The sequence below is a fragment of the Legionella sheltonii genome, from assembly GCF_026191355.1.
Lineage (GTDB): Bacteria > Pseudomonadota > Gammaproteobacteria > Legionellales > Legionellaceae > Legionella > Legionella sheltonii.
Map to the genome: position 1 here is coordinate 59,411 of NZ_JAPHOQ010000013.1, position 15,669 is coordinate 75,079.

Below are 15,669 nucleotides of genomic sequence, written 5' to 3' on the forward strand. Positions count from 1 at the left end.
CGATTCTGGTTGCACTCGGGGTGACGCTAGAATACATATTAAAAACTGGCAGGTTTGTTGGTCATTAGGTAAAAAACAATAATCAAACTAATAAAGGCTGGCCAACCTAAGCAAAACCAATATTTAAAATAACGAAAATAGATCGGAGGTAAAGGCATATTATTTTGTGCCGCCTCCGCAGCAAAATCGCGCATTTTAATCTGAAGATATACTACAGGAAACCAACAAAAAGCAGCAATTAAATAACCAATAATTGATCCCATCACCCATAAAGAGGTCCATGCATAACCTGCTAAATAGACCATCCAAAACCCGGTAAGCGGTTGAATAAAACCAGAGGTTCCAGTAAAAATCCAATCTGCAAGCACGACATAGCGTGTTGTAGCAGCAATCACTTCGGTTTTTCCTGTTTGATGTCCATACAACATAGTACAGGCAGTTCCTATACCCGTTCCAAAGAGAATAGTTGAGCTGATAACATGAATAAATTTGAGCCAAAAATAGAGCATTATCGATCGGACTCCAGGGCTAAATAAACTAAGATCGCAGCCAAAAGTGGAATATTTTTCGCTAAAGGCGCAAACGGTTCAAACCATAGATTAGGAAGTTTCCAGGTTAATAAAGCACTATAACCTAAAATAATTACCATTTGTACCAGAGTGATTTTTTTTAAGCGATTGCTACTCAATACAGCCAGGCCAATAACTGCATCCAGGATGCAGGCTCCATAAAATAAAATAGGTTGCCAGAACGGGTTCACTCCAATTTGGGCCAAAAGTCTATAGGAAGCCGCTTTGGGGTAGAAAAAAAGGCAACTAATTGCAGTAAATAACCAAATAAACGCAATACTCAACCTTAATAATGGTTTAAGAAAATAAAGTCGTGCATGCCAACGATCTTGAATAGAACTAGGATGACGATACATTCCCTCAGGGAATTCTTGAGGAGTAAAACCAATTTTATCTTGAAATGTTTGTGCCTCTTCAGGGCTTGTGATGCTGTTTTGCACAAGCAGCTTATAAGAGTTAGTATTTAAAATGGAATAGGGGATTAAATCGCCAATAAATGATACAAGCTGGATAAGTTTTTCAGGGACAAAAAGCAATTTTGATGTTGCAAAACCTAGCCATGCACGCAGGTGATACAGGATATTACTTAAGCTAATCCGTTTGGCGCTTACCGCGTGTAATAGCAAATTTGGACCTGCAGGGAGTTCTATGAGTTTTATGGTGGCTTTAGATAAGTCTTCAACATGAATGGGTTGAAATTCCTGCCTTCCTTGCCCGGGTACAGGGGTAATCCAAGGTAATCCGCAAAGACCACGAAATAAAGAGGAACCGCCATAAGAACCACGTCCATACACTAAGGATGGGCGTAGAATAATTGATGGAATAGGAAGGGAGAGTAAATAGTCATCAGCTGCTTTTTTACTTTGAGCATAGGCGACGTCAGATGTTTCAATGCCAAGAGCTGAGATTTGAATAATCTTTTTGACCCCGACCTGGACGCATGCATCAAATAAGATTTTCGGTGTCTCATAATGAATTGACCATATTATTTTGTTATTAGGATGGTAGAGAATTCCTACACAATTAATCACGAGATCAATTTGCTGCAAACGTTCGACCCAGAGACTGATGGATTGATCATGGATAAAATCACAAGCTATAACCCGTGCCGTGGGAAACAATTTTTGGGTGAACGCCACATCGCGTACACAACAAGTGACCGCATGCCCAGACGCAATGAGATCCGTTACAATGTGAGAGGCAATAAAACCCGATGCACCAGTAACCAATACATTCATTGTAGCCCCTTAATCATTTATTTAATGAGCTAATCATAATTTATTTGAGGTTTTATTGCAGCTGGAGCATGATTGGACGGGTAAGTAAATTTCCCTTCTGCCCATGGGGGAGAAGGTGCCCTAGGGCGGATGAGCGATGCCCTCACCCCTGCCTCTCCCATTTGTGGGAGAGGGGATTTTAGTAATTAAGCAGCTTTGAGCTCAGGATTCAGAGAGAAAATGCGAATTCTATGATTATCTGGATCAAGTGCCACGAAAGTATAACCAAAATCCATCATTGTTGGCGTTTGGGCAATCTGGATTCCTTGTTTTTTCCAGAGAGAATAAAGCGCATCAATTGCACAATCATCGTGCACTTGCAGTGAAAGCTCATTTCCACCTCCAAAAAGAGTGACATGGGGTTCAACAATGTGTTTCGACCATAAGCCAAGACGCATGCCTGCTTTCAATAAAAACATGACAAAAGTAGGGGATGATTGAATCGGTTGACTCTTAAGGATCCTCTCATAGAAAGGTGCACTGACTAAGGGATTATCGACGTAAAAAATTACTAAATTGGGATCAAGATGCATAATAAACTCCTTGTGATTTAACGGAGATATGAGTTTAAAAGATAGTGCTGACAGTTTTTGTCAGCAGTGATTGGTTGCGATAATGCAAGATATGGATAACCAAAGTGATTGGTGTTTTAATATCGCCAAAGTGCTTTGCCCAATCAGTAAGGCTTTATTGAAAAATCATAGGTTATCTCGAATCTGTGTGGGAATGAGAAAGAGGCTGCTTGTACTTATCGTATCGGTCCAAACAATTTTTCAATAATAAGTATAAAGATAGGAATATTTATAAGGAAGTTTGATCATGAATAAGTTTTACGTAGATCCTGATATTGCACAAGCCTCTACCTTACCTGCGCATTTTTATACATCGCTAGAATGTTTTGAACAAGCAAAAGAAAAAATATTTTCCAGGACTTGGCAGTTTTGTTGCAGCACTGAAAGTTTGCGCTTAGAGGGACAGCTGGTGCCTTTTACCTTATTGCCTGGATTGTTGGATGAGCCTTTGTTATTGGTACATGATGAACAAGACCGGTTCCGTTGTCTGAGTAATGTATGTACCCATAGAGGTAATATTTTGATTGAAGCGCCTTGTTCTGCCGAGAAAATTAAATGCTCCTATCATGGTCGCAGGTTTAACCTCAGTGGTGACCTTTTGCATATGCCTGAGTTTGAGAAAACCTGCAACTTTCCAACTCAAAAGGACAATTTGCCGCAAATCCCATTGGATTGTCTTGAGCCCTTTCTTTTTGCTTCATTGGCGCCGCAAATGTCGTTTAGGGAGGTTTTTGCAGAGATTAAAGAACGTCTTTTTTGGTTACCCATGGAAAAAATGCGTCTTGATAGCAATCGTTCCCGTGATTATTTGGTTAAAGCGCATTGGGCATTGTATTGCGAAAATTATCTTGAAGCTTTACATATCCCCTTTGTCCATCATTCATTAAGAAAAGTGATTGATTGTACTACTTATACCACAGAGCTTTATCGTTATTGCAATTTGCAATTGGCCCTAGCCAGTCAAGGTGAAGAACGTTTTGATTTGCCTAAAGATTCCCCTGATTACGGGAAACAAGTAGCGGCTTATTATTATTGGATTTTCCCAAATACAATGCTTAACTTCTATCCATGGGGATGCTCTGTAAATGTAGTAAAGCCCTTAGGACCTGAATTAACTAAAGTGTCATTCTTAACGTACGTTCTTGATGAGTCCAAGTTAGGTAAAGGAGCTGGGGGCGATTTGGATAAAGTGGAACGTGAAGATGAAGCAGTCGTCGAGTCGGTGCAACGCGGGATCCGTTCGCGTTTTTACGAGTCCGGTCGATTTTCACCCACAAAAGAACAAGGAACCCACCATTTTCAACGTCTACTTTGTGAGTTTCTTAATGATTAATCAATAAAACCATTAAGAATAATTGTTTCGCAGGACGTAAAGCGAATTAATGGTAGCGTGAGAACCGCCTCTTTTTCTAGATTCAAGGATTGAATGATGCATGATTTAACCTCCGAACCGTCGCTCCAGCGAAAGCTCAATGCGCGTGTATTGGGAATGATCACCTTGGGTGGTTCTATTGGAACGGGTATTTTCTTAGCGAGTGGCAATGCTTTATCCTTGGCTGGGCCTGGTGGTACCTTGCTTGCCTATTTGATTATGGGGGTTATGGTCTATTTTTTGATGACCAGCCTTGGTGAAATGGCAGCATTTATACCTACTAGTGGGTCGTTTTATGTGTATGCAGCCCGTTTTTTTGATCCTTCTTTAGGGTATGCACTGGGATGGAATTATTGGTATAGCTGCGCTATTTACATCGCATCAGAAATTTCTGCTTCTGCATTAATCATGCATTTTTGGTTTCCTGACAGTTCATCTTTGCTTTGGTGTTCTATTTTTCTCTTATTGATTATGGGATTTAATGCAATCTCAACTAAAGCATTCGGCGAGATGGAGTATTGGCTTTCATTGATTAAAATTTCTGTGGTTATTTTGTTCATTATAACTGGATTTTTCTTGGCTTTTGGTTTTACAGAGTATCAAGCAGGTGGTTTCCAAAATTGGCGCATTGGTGATGCCCCATTTCATAGCGGATGGATTGGTATTCTTGGTGCTTTTGTCGCAGCGGGCTTTTCTTTTCAAGGAACGGAACTTATCGGGGTCGCTGCAGGGGAGAGTGTACATCCTGATAAAACGATTCCCAAAGCTATAAAAATGGTCTTTTGGCGAATATTAATTTTCTTTGTTTTATCACTTTTTGTTATTAGTCTTTTAATTCCCTACACTTCATCACAGTTGAGCAGTTCTGATGTGGTAATGAGCCCTTTTACCCTAGTGTTCCAACAATACAATAAAGCGTTTGCAGCAATGATTATGAATGCAGTGATTCTTATTGCCATTATATCGACCGCTAATTCAAGTATGTATGTCGGTAGTCGAATGCTTTGGTATTTAGCTAAGGAGGGACATGTTCCCCGAATTTTTTCTGTGGTCAACCAAAGAGGGATACCGGTTTATGCTTTAGCCTTAACCAGTGCGGTTGCGATGTTGGCTTTTTTATCCTCTATTTTTGGTAACGGGACGGTTTATTTTTGGTTACTCAATGCAACAAGCCTTTCGGGGTTTATTGCCTGGATGGGAATAGCACTAAGTCATTATCGCTTTCGCAAAGCCTATTTGCATCAAGGAAAAGATCTCGCCAAGCTGCCTTATTTGGCCAAGGGGTATCCTTTTGGACCCTTGTTTGCTTTTGGCGTATGCCTCATCGTGATTGGCGGGCAGAATTATACCGCGTTGATGGCGACCCCCATTGATTGGTATGGCTTGTTTATTTCGTACATCGGGGTACCCCTTTTTCTTATGATCTGGATAGGCCATAAGTGGATGAAAAAAACGAAAATCATCCCTTTGCATGAGTGTCAGTTTCACAGTGAGTAAACAGGAAAAAAGGTCATTCTCGGCGCTAAAAGTGATTAACGTAGGTTGGCAACAGCTTTCTCAAGGAACACATAAGTTTACGGAAATTGAAAGAGGAGTTATTTAAAGCTTACTATAATAATAATTTATTTCATGGAAGAATTCTTATGGCAAATAAAGTACCAAACATTGTTATTGTAGGTGGCGGTGCAGGAGGTATGGAATTAGCTGCTTTATTGGGGAGTAAATTCGGAAAAGCAGGTAGAGCGTCCGTTACTTTAGTTGATTGCTCACCCACTCATATTTGGAAACCGTTATTGCATGAAGTTGCCGCAGGTAGCTTGTTTACCAATGAAAACGAAATTGATTATCTTGCTTATGCAGCGACTCATCATTTTCATTTTGTTTTAGGAGCTCTTGAAGGTCTAAATCGAAGCAAAAAAGAGATTTATTTGTCCCCTTTTTACAGTCACGAGCAAGAAGTTTTGCCTAAACGAGCCGTTTCATACGATATTTTATTTATTGCAGTGGGAAGTGTCGCGAACTGATCTATCCCCACGAATTATGAGTTGAAATAAAGAGCGTCTCATGATCAAATGAGCGTCATTAAGACTCATGGAAATTAAAATGTTAGCTGTAGAAACCTATCTTTATAATTCGCTTACAGAATCATGTCCTGAAATTCATATATCACGATTGAATGCAGTAATGGATGTAGCATCAGGCTTAAGACATAGCCAAAACCTTTCATTAAGTGAATTAGGGAGGAACTTGCCTGGAGATGCAAAATTAAAAAATAAGATAAAGAAAGTTGATAGGCTGGAAGGCAATAAGGCACTGCATAATGAACTTTTTTCCATTTATCAAGGGTTATCAAGCTTTGTTTTTACTTACATCTCGCAAGATACAACCTTACCTTTGATTGTAGATATTTGCTGCTTAAAAGACGACCGAGAAATTCAAATGCTCAGTGCAGAAATAGCGTTAAAAGGTAGAAGTCTTCCTCTTTATCGAGAAGTGTATAGAGATACCGAAACAAAAGGACGAGCTAAGGACTTTTTAAAAGAGTTGAGTCTTTGTTTGCCCAAAAATCGTCGAGTAATCGTAATCATGGATGCCGGTTTTTATGAAGAATGGTTTAAAGAAATAGAAGCGCTGGGCTGGTATTGGCTAAGTCGTGTAAGAGGAGTTAAATCGGTACAATTATCCGAAGAACTGGGATGGAAACTCATTAAAGAACTAATCCCTGATATTAAATCTAAAACGACACATTATGAGCATGCTCTATTAACCAAAGAGCATACAAGACCTTGTAGGGTGGTTACAACCTATCGTAAGCCTAAGGGAAGAAAGGTAAAGACATCACGAGGAAAAACCACCTCGACACTGTCTAATGGAAGTTATAGTCAAGCTAATAAAGAGCCATGGATTTTGGCTACTAATTTACCATTGGATGTAGGGCCTACTGATATTATCAATCTCTATTTTAAAAGAATGCAAATAGAAGAATCGTTTAGAGATGTTAAAAGTCATCAATTCGGACTAGCAGGACGTTATGTGCGTACTCATTCAGTAGATAGATGGGGAGTAAAAATGCTTCTTGCTGCTATTGTGCAAATTACTTATTGGGTTATTGGAGTAATTGCACATAGTCAAAATAAACAACAATACTTCCAAGCCAATACGGTCAAAGATAAGAAAATATTCTCTTATTTTACCCTGGGTAAGCTTATGATTGAGCATAATCAGCTCTGTTCCTTAGCCCCTGACCCTAGAACCTTACAAGAGATTATAGAACAGGAGCTTAACCGTGTTTGGTAATTTCGTGGGGATCTTTCAGGTCGCGAATGATTTCAATATTCCTGGGGTTCGCGAACATTGTTTGTTTTTAGATAACATAGACCAGGCAGCCTATTTTCATCGCGAATTATTAAACCGTTTCATGCGTCTTTCTCAGCAGCCACAGCAAGGTCCATTTCATCTCGTGGTGGTGGGAGGTGGTGCTACTGGAATTGAACTCATCGCAGAATTAAATAACACAATCCATGAAATTATAAATTATGGCATCGGTATTCAGCCTGACGTTGTTTCGTTTACCCTGATTGAAGCGGCAAGCAGATTATTGACCGCGCTTCCAGAAGAACTCTCAGAAAAAGTATCTGCGGAATTAACGCGCATGGGAGTAAAAATTTGTGTCAACGAGCAAGTTGATAAAGTGACCGAACGTGGTTTGCATACTAAGTCAACCCAATTTATTCCGGCCGATCTGGTGGTTTGGACTGCTGGTATTAAAGCCCCAGATTTTTTGCAGCACATGGATGGCTTGGAGGTGAATCATATGAATCAGCTTGTAGTGAAGCAAACCTTACAAACAACCCATGATGATTCTATTTTTGTTCTTGGTGATTGTGCGAGCTGCCCACAAACCCATTTAGACAAAACGGTTCCTCCTCGTGCGCAAGCAGCCCATCAACAAGCATTATTTTTATATAAAAATTTGGATAAATATTTAGAAGGGAAGCCTTTACCTGTTTATCATTATCGTGATCATGGTTCTTTAGTGACTTTAAGTCATCATGTCATTGGTAATTTAATGGGTAAAATTACCAATCGATTCATGATAGAAGGCAAGTTAGCCCGTTTATTTTATTTATCTTTATATAAGCAACATCAAATGGCATTATATGGTGGGTGGCGAGTTTTCTTGCTGACCTTGTCCAATATTTTAAGTCGCAGAGTGAAGCCGCGACTCAAGTTGCACTAATGAGACCCAAGGAACTTCTAAAACCCAACCTTTAGAAGTTCCTGAGGCATCAATTCAAAAAATAATAACGCAGGAAGCAACAATGTGGGACCAGAATAAAAAAGAATATTTAAAGCGTCTGTCCAAGATTAAATCTTATCTTAAAGACAACAAATTTGTTGAGGCGCACGATTTAGTCTCCGTGCTTTCTTTGCTCATACGCTCAGGAGACCGAGTATGCATTGAAGGCGATAACCAAAAACAAGCGAGTTTTTTGGCTACGGCAATGGCTCAGCTAAATCCTGCAGAAGTCAATCACTTGCATATGATCCAATCAGCAATTGCCCTGCCAGAACACCTTGATGTCTTTGAAAAAGGAATCGCCAATCGAATTGATTTTTCTTATTCTGGTCCGCAATCGGTGCGACTTGCTAAAATGGTGTACGATAAAAAAATTGAGATAGGTAATATTCATACCTACAATGAACTCTTTGGGCGATTAGTTGCAGATTTGACACCTAATGTGTGTTTATTAATGGCTGATAAGGCAGACAGACAGGGGAATTTATTTACAGGAGCGAATACAGAGGAAACACCAGCGCTTATTGAGACGACTAATTTTAAAAACGGTGTGGTTGTGGTGCAAGTCAATGAAGTTGTTGAGCACCTACCCCGCGTTGATATCCCTGGAGATTGGGTTGATGTGATTGTTAAAGGTCCGCAAATAGCTTATATCGAACCACTGTTTACCCGTGATCCTGCGCAAATTGATGAAGTCAAAATATTAATGGCGATGATGGTCATCAAAGGGATATATGCACCTTATCAAGTGAATATCTTAAATCATGGCGTAGGATTTAATACCTGTGCTATTGAGTTGCTTTTACCCACCTACGGTGAATCATTGGGCTTAAAGGGAAAAATATGCCAGCACTGGGTGGTTAATCCTTTACCTACTTTGATCCCTGCCATAGAAGCGGGATTTGTGAGAACAATATATCCGTTTGGAGGAGAAGTGGGCATGAACCGCTATGCTGCGGCTCGTCCCGATATTTTTTTCACCGGTAAAGAAGGAGAACTCCGTTCGAATCGCATGTTAGGCCAGTTAGCTGGGCATTATGCGTGTGATGTTTTTATCGGTGCAACCTTGCAGATGGATCTTGAGGGAAATAGTTCTACAGCAGTTGAGGGACGTATAGCAGGTTTTGGTGGCGCGCCTAATATGGGTTGTGATGCTCCTGGCCGACGCCATTCTTCTTATGCTTGGTTGAAGGCAGGCCAAGAACGCAGCCAAGCACTGGGAACTAAAATGCCTCGAGGAAGAAAATTGGTGATTCAAATGGTAGAAACGTTTCAGAGTGCAACACAACCCACCTTTGTTGAAAAATTGGATGCTTGGGCTTTACAAAAATCGATGAATGCTGATTTGCCTGCAGTAATGATTTATGGAGACGATGTAAGTCATGTAGTGACTGAAGAGGGAATTGCTAATCTCCTGATGTGCCAAACTCTTGAGGAGCGCGAACAAGCCATTCGCGGTATTGCCGGATATACTGAAGTGGGAGTAATGCGCGATCGGAGAAAAGTTGAAGAGTTACGACATCGAGGAGTAATAATACGCCCGGAAGATTTGGGAATTAAAGTTTCCGATGCAACTCGAGATTTATTGGCGGCTAAATCAATTCGTGATCTGGTTGTGTGCTCTAAGGGTTTATATGAACCGCCTGTAAAATTTAGAAATTGGTAGGGCAAAAATATGGAACAGATGGAATTTCGTTTTACACTTTCTGGTGCACGTCTCCAAGGTAAAAAAACAGTTTGTGGCGTCGTTGGCTCCGGTAATCTAGAAGTTATTATTGAAACCAATACGACTTCAGAAACAATTTTTACTATCCATACGGCAATTGAACATTATAAACCCGTTTGGAAAATGGTTATTGGGGATTTTGTGAATCAACACCAGCCTGTTGGTTTGCAATTTACCATCAATGATAATGGAGCAACTCCAGCGGTTGTTTTATTACGTTTAGGGCAAGCGTTGGAAGAGTTTCAAGGCAATTACAAAATAGGAACAAATTATGAAGAGCTTGATGCTCGAGAACGAATCCAGGTTCTATTTGATGAAGACTCGTTCACGGAGTGGCTTGCTGATGAAAAGCTATACAGTCCCTATTTGGCGGCTTTAAATTTACCTGGTGAATCAGATGATGGCCTTGTCATAGGTTCTGCTCTGCTACAAAAAAATAAAGTGCTTGTTGCTGCGCAACAAAAAGATTTTATGGGCGGTGCTGTGGGCGAAATTCATGGGGCGAAGCTTACTGGTTTATTCAAGGCTGCAATTGCAACTCAGACTAAGGCGGTGATTCTTCTTATTGATAGTGGTGGTGTACGTTTGCACGAAGCCAATGCTGGCGAAATTGCAATTTCGGAAACAATTCGCTCTATTTTTGAGGCAAGACTTCATGGAATAACCACTATAGGGGTTATTTGTGGTAGAAACGGTGCTTTTGGCGGCATGGGAATTATTTCTGCTTGTCTGGATTATCTCATCATTAATGAAATCGGGCGTATTGGCGTATCCGGCCCCGAGGTGATTCAAGCGGTAGCAGGTGCCAATGCCTTTAATTCACAGGATAGAGCTTTGGTTTGGCGTGTATATGGCGGAAAAACCCGCTATTTACAGGATATTGCTCAAAGCTATGTAGGTTCAAATGTTGCAGCGGTACGTGCTCAATTGCTTGCTGCTCTTGATAAGAATGTGCCGCTGGATCTTAACTCTGTGAAACAAAAACAGGCTTTTTTAAAAAAACGCTTTCAAGAAACGCAAGGATATCAAGAAGAGGGGGCTTATCTGAGCCACGTTGCGCCAAAGTATGCTGCAACGCTTTTTGATATGGACGAGCAAATCTTTTTACAGGCAGCAAAAGATATAAAATCGTAGTCGGATGACTTGTCGCCCGGGTGTTTGGTAGCCCCGATTAGCGACAAAGGTATTTAGTCGGCGATAATACACAAGGAATAAGAAATGATCGCATTAAAGGGCCTTCTCAAACAGATATTTTCTCAGGATATTAAGTTGACAGAAAACCAATCCGTTATTTATGGGCATGCGACGTTGAAGAATCAGCCGCTTCACATTCTTGGAGTCAAGGAATCAACCTTTTTGGGTGCAGAGCAAGCCTTGATTATGGCTCAGCATGTCATTGATATTCTTGAGAGTCAATCAAAAGATCCTGTTTTGCTTTTAGTTGATGTTGCTGGACAGCAGTTAACCATGCGCGATGAATGGCTGGGGATGCAACAATATTTTGGTCATTTACTTGAATGTTTGGAGTGTCTACGCCAACAAGGGAATGCGCTGATATCTCTGGTTTATAACCAAGCATTAGGAGGAGCTTTTATTGCTTATGGTTTGACTGCAGATACCATTTTAGCCTTGCCGGATGCAGCCTTAGCGGTGATGTGGTTGGAAGGCATTGCAAAAGTAACCAAAATAGAATTAGATACTCTCAAGGAACTTAGTAAAACATTCCCAGTTTTCGCCCCAGGAGTGCAAAATTTTTATGAATTGGGTGGGATACATGAGATAGTAAAACCATCTGAATTGGCTGAAAAAATTAATTTAGCGATCCAAAAAAATAATACAAAGGACGAGCGGGCACTCTTGGGTAGTGAGCGAGGGGGCAGAAAGCTTGCTTTCTCGATTATCAATAAAGTAGCCAATCACTTATGAATGCACAACGGCATCATTTAATTTATCTTAAGCCTCATGCTGATTTTGTGATTAGGTCATGTCATGAGGATCAGAAAATGATTGCCGAAAAGACTGCTCTTTGGCTTGCACAAGGACTGCCTTGTATTTATGCCAAACAATTTGCCGGTCAAGAAACCATTAATTTAGGATTAACTCTGTTGCATGATAATCAAAAGCATCGGATTGGTTTGCAAGTCGCTCCATCCTTTGTGCAAACACAAAAGCCGCTTCCTCAACTTATTGAGATGCATGAATTTTTCTCACGGTATTATCAGATTACCGATTTACAGCGTATTACTAATTTATATCCCGTTTCAGATATCGCTGTTTATGGCTCATTTTTATTTCATTATTTATCTGGATACTCTTTTGTTAACCAGACTTCAGATCTTGATTTACTTATCTATTATCAAGGATATTCTTGGAGTGATTTACATGAAACAATTCAGGCATTAACCAAAAAATTTAAACGAACGATAGATGGAGAGGTACGTTTTCCTCTTTTTGGTGATATTCCAATTAAAGAATTACTCGATTTATCGGCAAAAAAACTGTTGTGTAAGAGTAAAGACCAAGTTGCGTTATTATCAAGAACTGAACTTTATGAATACTACACCATGCTGTGAACGAGCACTCGCCAAAATGGCGGTTAGAGCACTTTATTTTGAAGTGAAAGCATACCCAAAACCGGGATTAGTCAGTTTTGTGGATGCCGGTGCCCATCACGATATGAACGGCGATACGTTTTATCGCAGTCTTTTTACCTTGCGTCATTATTTTTATCACATTACAAAAAAGGGATTAGTCACCCGTTCTTTTGAAGAATTAAAACACATTGCGATTGAGGCGGAAGAGCGCATGCTAAAAAAAACTTGGGGAGTAAATACACATCGTGGTGCTATTTTTGCTTTGGGTATTGCCTGTGTCTCAGTGATTCGTTTAGCTCAAGAAAAGAAATGTTTTACACCGGCTGATGTGCATTTACAGTTACTGAATGATTGGCCAAAGCATTTACAACATCATGAAGGAAATCCAGAAAGTCATGGGGCCATTGTACGTCGACAATACAACGTAATTGATGCCAGGCAAATGGCAATACGTGGTTATGATTTAATTTTTCATTTACTTCCCGATTTCATTGCACTTTTTATAGATACTCAATCCCTGGATACCGCTTGCTTATTTGCTTATGTGGCACTTTTACAGAATATGGATGATACAAATATTCTTTATAAAAAAGGAAAACCTGGCTTAGATTATGCAAAATCCAAAATCAGAGAGCTATCAGTTAAAGATAGTTTGCCAGCACAACGACAGAAGGCTTTGGAAATCCATCGACTTTTTTCCGAGTCGGGGATTAGTCCAGGTGGGGTAGCCGATTTGATTGGTCTTTTATTGTTTCTTGGTCAATTATTTTGCCGACCGCTTAGAAATTATTACCCGCGTCATCAATTAATTGAGTCTAACTTACCTAATTCTTTTAAAGTTTAATAATTTTAGACAAATCAATCTATACTCTAATTAGAGTCTTATAGAACATACAAAGGAGAAAGTACTATGGAACTGGGTCATAATCTACCTCAAGCAGATATAATTCCCATACTTTCTCGCGCGACTATTTTTACGGGTATTGGTCTTATTGAACAAAAAATGCTAGCTGACAAATGTGTTATTGCAAACTATAGGCCTGAAGAAATCGTTATAGAGCAGGGTGAAATAGGTGATATGCTTTATATTATTATTCGAGGCAGCGTGCAAGTTTCCATAAAAACACAATCTATGGGTTGGAAGCGTATTAATACTTTAGGTCCAGGCGATGTGTTCGGGGAAATTGCTATTTTACGCAATATTCGCAGAACAGCGCGCATTAGTACAATAACTGCTTGTCAATTTCTTACGATTAACGCTCGAGATTTTTTAGCGGTTTATCAATACTTTCCTGCGCGAGCCAGAGACAATATTCAATTAGTTGTTGCAAAACGGTTACAAGAAAGTGGGGCACATGTACGTTTATAAGTACATAGTTCATCAGGAAGACATGCGATAAATTTTCCCCTCACTCTAATCTTGTTCCAGCTCCACCATCCCGAGCACTAGCGAGGGATCTCCGCATTCTAGCTAAAGTATTATGATGGGAGATCCCTCACTAATGCCCAGGATGAGGAGGGAGAAGAGAAAATTTCTAAATTAATGACAGAGAGTATTGATGTCTGGAAATAAAAATGGAAGCAAATTTTCTTAATATTATTTTGGGATTTATCGAAGGGTTTGGCCTTATTATTTCTCCTTGTATTCTACCCATTTTACCTATTTTTTTAGCCAGCTCACTTAGTGGATCCAAAAAAAGACCTATTGGAATCATTGTTGGTTTTACCTTGTTTTTTTCTTTCTTTGTATTTTTTTCACATCAATTGGTCCATTACTTAGATATTGATTTTAATTTAGTACGTCATATTGGTTATGCCATTTTGCTTCTTTTAGGGATCACTATGATCTCCAATTATTTAACCGAGCAATTTGGCAAACTAACTCAAGGGTTCACCCGCATAGGCAATTTTTTTTCAGCAGCCAATAAATCGGAAGGAGGTTTTTGGAATGGCCTTTTATTGGGGGGAATTATTGCTATTATTTGGACTCCTTGCGCAGGACCGATTTTGGCTGCAATTATCGTACAAACCGCATTACAAAAAACAACCCTTTTCAGTTTCTTTACTTTAATGGCTTTTGCCCTAGGAGCTGCTATTCCTATGTTTATTATTTCCCTATATGGGAAAAAATTAATAAATACGTTCGACTTTTTGAAAAAACGCGCCACCTTTTTCCGTAAATTTTTAGGTGGGGTGATTATTGCCAGTGTTGTTTATATGATCTACTTTGAAGGAGAGGATGTTTCTACTTCCGTTACGCCTCAAACAGGAATTAAAACGTCGAACTCACTCATTAATGGTTTATGGTTTCCTTATCCGGCACCACCGATACAAGGTATTGATGCTTGGATTAATTCAGCTCCATTACGTTTAGTCGATTTGCATGGAAAAGTCGTTTTAATCGATTTCTGGACTTATTCGTGTATTAACTGTTTGCGCACGTTACCCTATATTAAAGACTGGTATACTCGCTATCATGATAAAGGATTAGTTATTATTGGAATTCACACCCCAGAATTTGATTTCGAAAAAAATCTGGATAACGTCAAAGCGGCAGTGAGTCGATATGGGATTTTATATCCTGTAGCACTTGATAGTCAGTTCGTTACCTGGCGCAACTATCAGAATCATTATTGGCCTGCACATTATTTAATTAATAAAAAAGGCGAAGTGGTTTACAGACGTTTCGGTGAAGGTGATTACGATGTTATGGAGAACAATATTCGCTTTTTATTGGGGATTAAGGACTTAAGCACCTTAAAATCTTTGCAAAACGCCTCTTTCATTCTCACCCAAACACCAGAAACCTATTTAGGATATGCGAAGGCTGACTCTAATTACAGTCCAGAACTTATTAAAGATAAGACGGCTCAATATCATTTTGCTGATAAATTATCGACTAATGCATGGGGCTTAGAGGGATTATGGCAAGTCAATGCAGAGTATCTTCTCGCAGAAGACGTCAATGCAGCGATTAAAATACAATTTAATGCACGCAAAGTCTATGCCGTTATGGGAAATAGTTCTGCAAAACCTATTAAGGTTAGAGTCATTTTAACTGATGGACAGTCCGGTAAAAAACTTCAAGAAAAAAGTATTATAATCGATAAATACGCCCTATATGAGCTAGTCTCCCAAAAGAAATTCACCAGCGGATATCTACAGATTATTGCGAATGAGCCTGGCCTCAAAGTATACACTTTTACCTTTGGAAGTTGATGTTTGATTTCCAGCCCATGAGTTTTCTATGAACACCTTC

15 protein-coding genes are annotated in these 15,669 nt (G+C 39.6%); 12 read left to right on the top strand and 3 right to left on the bottom strand.

The window, feature by feature from the left end:
* Window positions 1-38: 38 nt before the first annotated feature.
* The 3 genes from OQJ26_RS14835 to OQJ26_RS14845 all read right to left on the bottom strand — a co-directional run bounded on the left by OQJ26_RS14835 (window position 39) and on the right by OQJ26_RS14845 (window position 2,379).
* Window positions 39-509, bottom strand: coding sequence for a DUF2269 family protein (locus OQJ26_RS14835; RefSeq protein WP_265704510.1), 471 nt, complete (start codon window positions 507-509; stop codon window positions 39-41).
* Window positions 509-1,807: an NAD(P)H-binding protein gene (locus tag OQJ26_RS14840; RefSeq protein ID WP_265704511.1), complete on the bottom strand. Its 1,299-nt coding sequence runs from the start codon at window positions 1,805-1,807 to the stop codon at window positions 509-511. Before OQJ26_RS14840 ends, OQJ26_RS14835 begins: the two co-directional genes overlap by 1 nt.
* A 185-nt stretch (window positions 1,808-1,992) precedes the next feature.
* Window positions 1,993-2,379, bottom strand: coding sequence for a VOC family protein (locus OQJ26_RS14845; protein WP_265704512.1), 387 nt, complete (start codon window positions 2,377-2,379; stop codon window positions 1,993-1,995).
* A gap of 286 nt (window positions 2,380-2,665) precedes the next feature.
* On the opposite strand from OQJ26_RS14845, the gene OQJ26_RS14850 reads away from it, so the two are divergent.
* The 12 genes from OQJ26_RS14850 (at window position 2,666) to OQJ26_RS14905 (ending at window position 15,629) form a co-directional block, all read left to right on the top strand.
* Entirely contained in the window at window positions 2,666-3,751 is a 1,086-nt protein-coding gene (locus OQJ26_RS14850; protein ID WP_265704513.1) for an SRPBCC family protein, read from the top strand.
* A 93-nt stretch (window positions 3,752-3,844) separates the two neighbouring features.
* Complete coding sequence (locus OQJ26_RS14855) at window positions 3,845-5,287, top strand: amino acid permease (protein WP_265704514.1); 1,443 nt, start codon at window positions 3,845-3,847, stop codon at window positions 5,285-5,287.
* Window positions 5,288-5,433: 146 nt separating this feature from the next.
* Window positions 5,434-5,814: an NAD(P)/FAD-dependent oxidoreductase gene (locus OQJ26_RS14860; RefSeq protein ID WP_265704515.1), complete on the top strand. Its 381-nt coding sequence runs from the start codon at window positions 5,434-5,436 to the stop codon at window positions 5,812-5,814.
* A gap of 67 nt (window positions 5,815-5,881) precedes the next feature.
* Window positions 5,882-7,087, top strand: coding sequence for an IS4 family transposase (locus OQJ26_RS14865; RefSeq protein WP_265702028.1), 1,206 nt, complete (start codon window positions 5,882-5,884; stop codon window positions 7,085-7,087).
* Entirely contained in the window at window positions 7,077-8,030 is a 954-nt protein-coding gene (locus OQJ26_RS14870) for an NAD(P)/FAD-dependent oxidoreductase (protein WP_265704516.1), read from the top strand. The genes OQJ26_RS14865 and OQJ26_RS14870 overlap by 11 nt, the downstream gene beginning before the upstream one ends.
* Window positions 8,031-8,112: 82 nt before the next feature.
* Window positions 8,113-9,756 (top strand): malonate decarboxylase subunit alpha, encoded by a 1,644-nt coding sequence (gene mdcA / locus OQJ26_RS14875; RefSeq protein ID WP_265704517.1) that lies wholly within the window; start codon window positions 8,113-8,115, stop codon window positions 9,754-9,756.
* Window positions 9,757-9,765: 9 nt separating this feature from the next.
* Window positions 9,766-10,950 carry a biotin-independent malonate decarboxylase subunit beta gene (locus OQJ26_RS14880; protein WP_265704518.1) on the top strand — a complete coding sequence of 395 codons (1,185 nt, stop codon included), beginning with the start codon at window positions 9,766-9,768 and terminating at the stop codon, window positions 10,948-10,950.
* Between the two features lie 84 nt (window positions 10,951-11,034).
* Window positions 11,035-11,742, top strand: coding sequence for a biotin-independent malonate decarboxylase subunit gamma (locus OQJ26_RS14885; protein WP_265704519.1), 708 nt, complete (start codon window positions 11,035-11,037; stop codon window positions 11,740-11,742).
* Complete coding sequence (locus tag OQJ26_RS14890; protein ID WP_265704520.1) at window positions 11,739-12,389, top strand: phosphoribosyl-dephospho-CoA transferase MdcG domain-containing protein; 651 nt, start codon at window positions 11,739-11,741, stop codon at window positions 12,387-12,389. The genes OQJ26_RS14885 and OQJ26_RS14890 overlap by 4 nt, the downstream gene beginning before the upstream one ends.
* A complete protein-coding gene (locus OQJ26_RS14895; RefSeq protein ID WP_265704521.1) occupies window positions 12,367-13,254 on the top strand; it encodes a triphosphoribosyl-dephospho-CoA synthase in 888 nt (295 codons plus the stop codon). Before OQJ26_RS14890 ends, OQJ26_RS14895 begins: the two co-directional genes overlap by 23 nt.
* Before the next feature lie 66 nt (window positions 13,255-13,320).
* Complete coding sequence (locus OQJ26_RS14900) at window positions 13,321-13,779, top strand: cyclic nucleotide-binding domain-containing protein (protein WP_265704522.1); 459 nt, start codon at window positions 13,321-13,323, stop codon at window positions 13,777-13,779.
* 206 nt (window positions 13,780-13,985) lie between these two features.
* The gene (locus tag OQJ26_RS14905) at window positions 13,986-15,629 is read left to right on the top strand and encodes a cytochrome c biogenesis protein DipZ (RefSeq protein WP_265704523.1); all 1,644 of its coding nucleotides are present in this window, start codon (window positions 13,986-13,988) and stop codon (window positions 15,627-15,629) included.
* The last annotated feature ends 40 nt before the right edge of the window (window positions 15,630-15,669 follow it).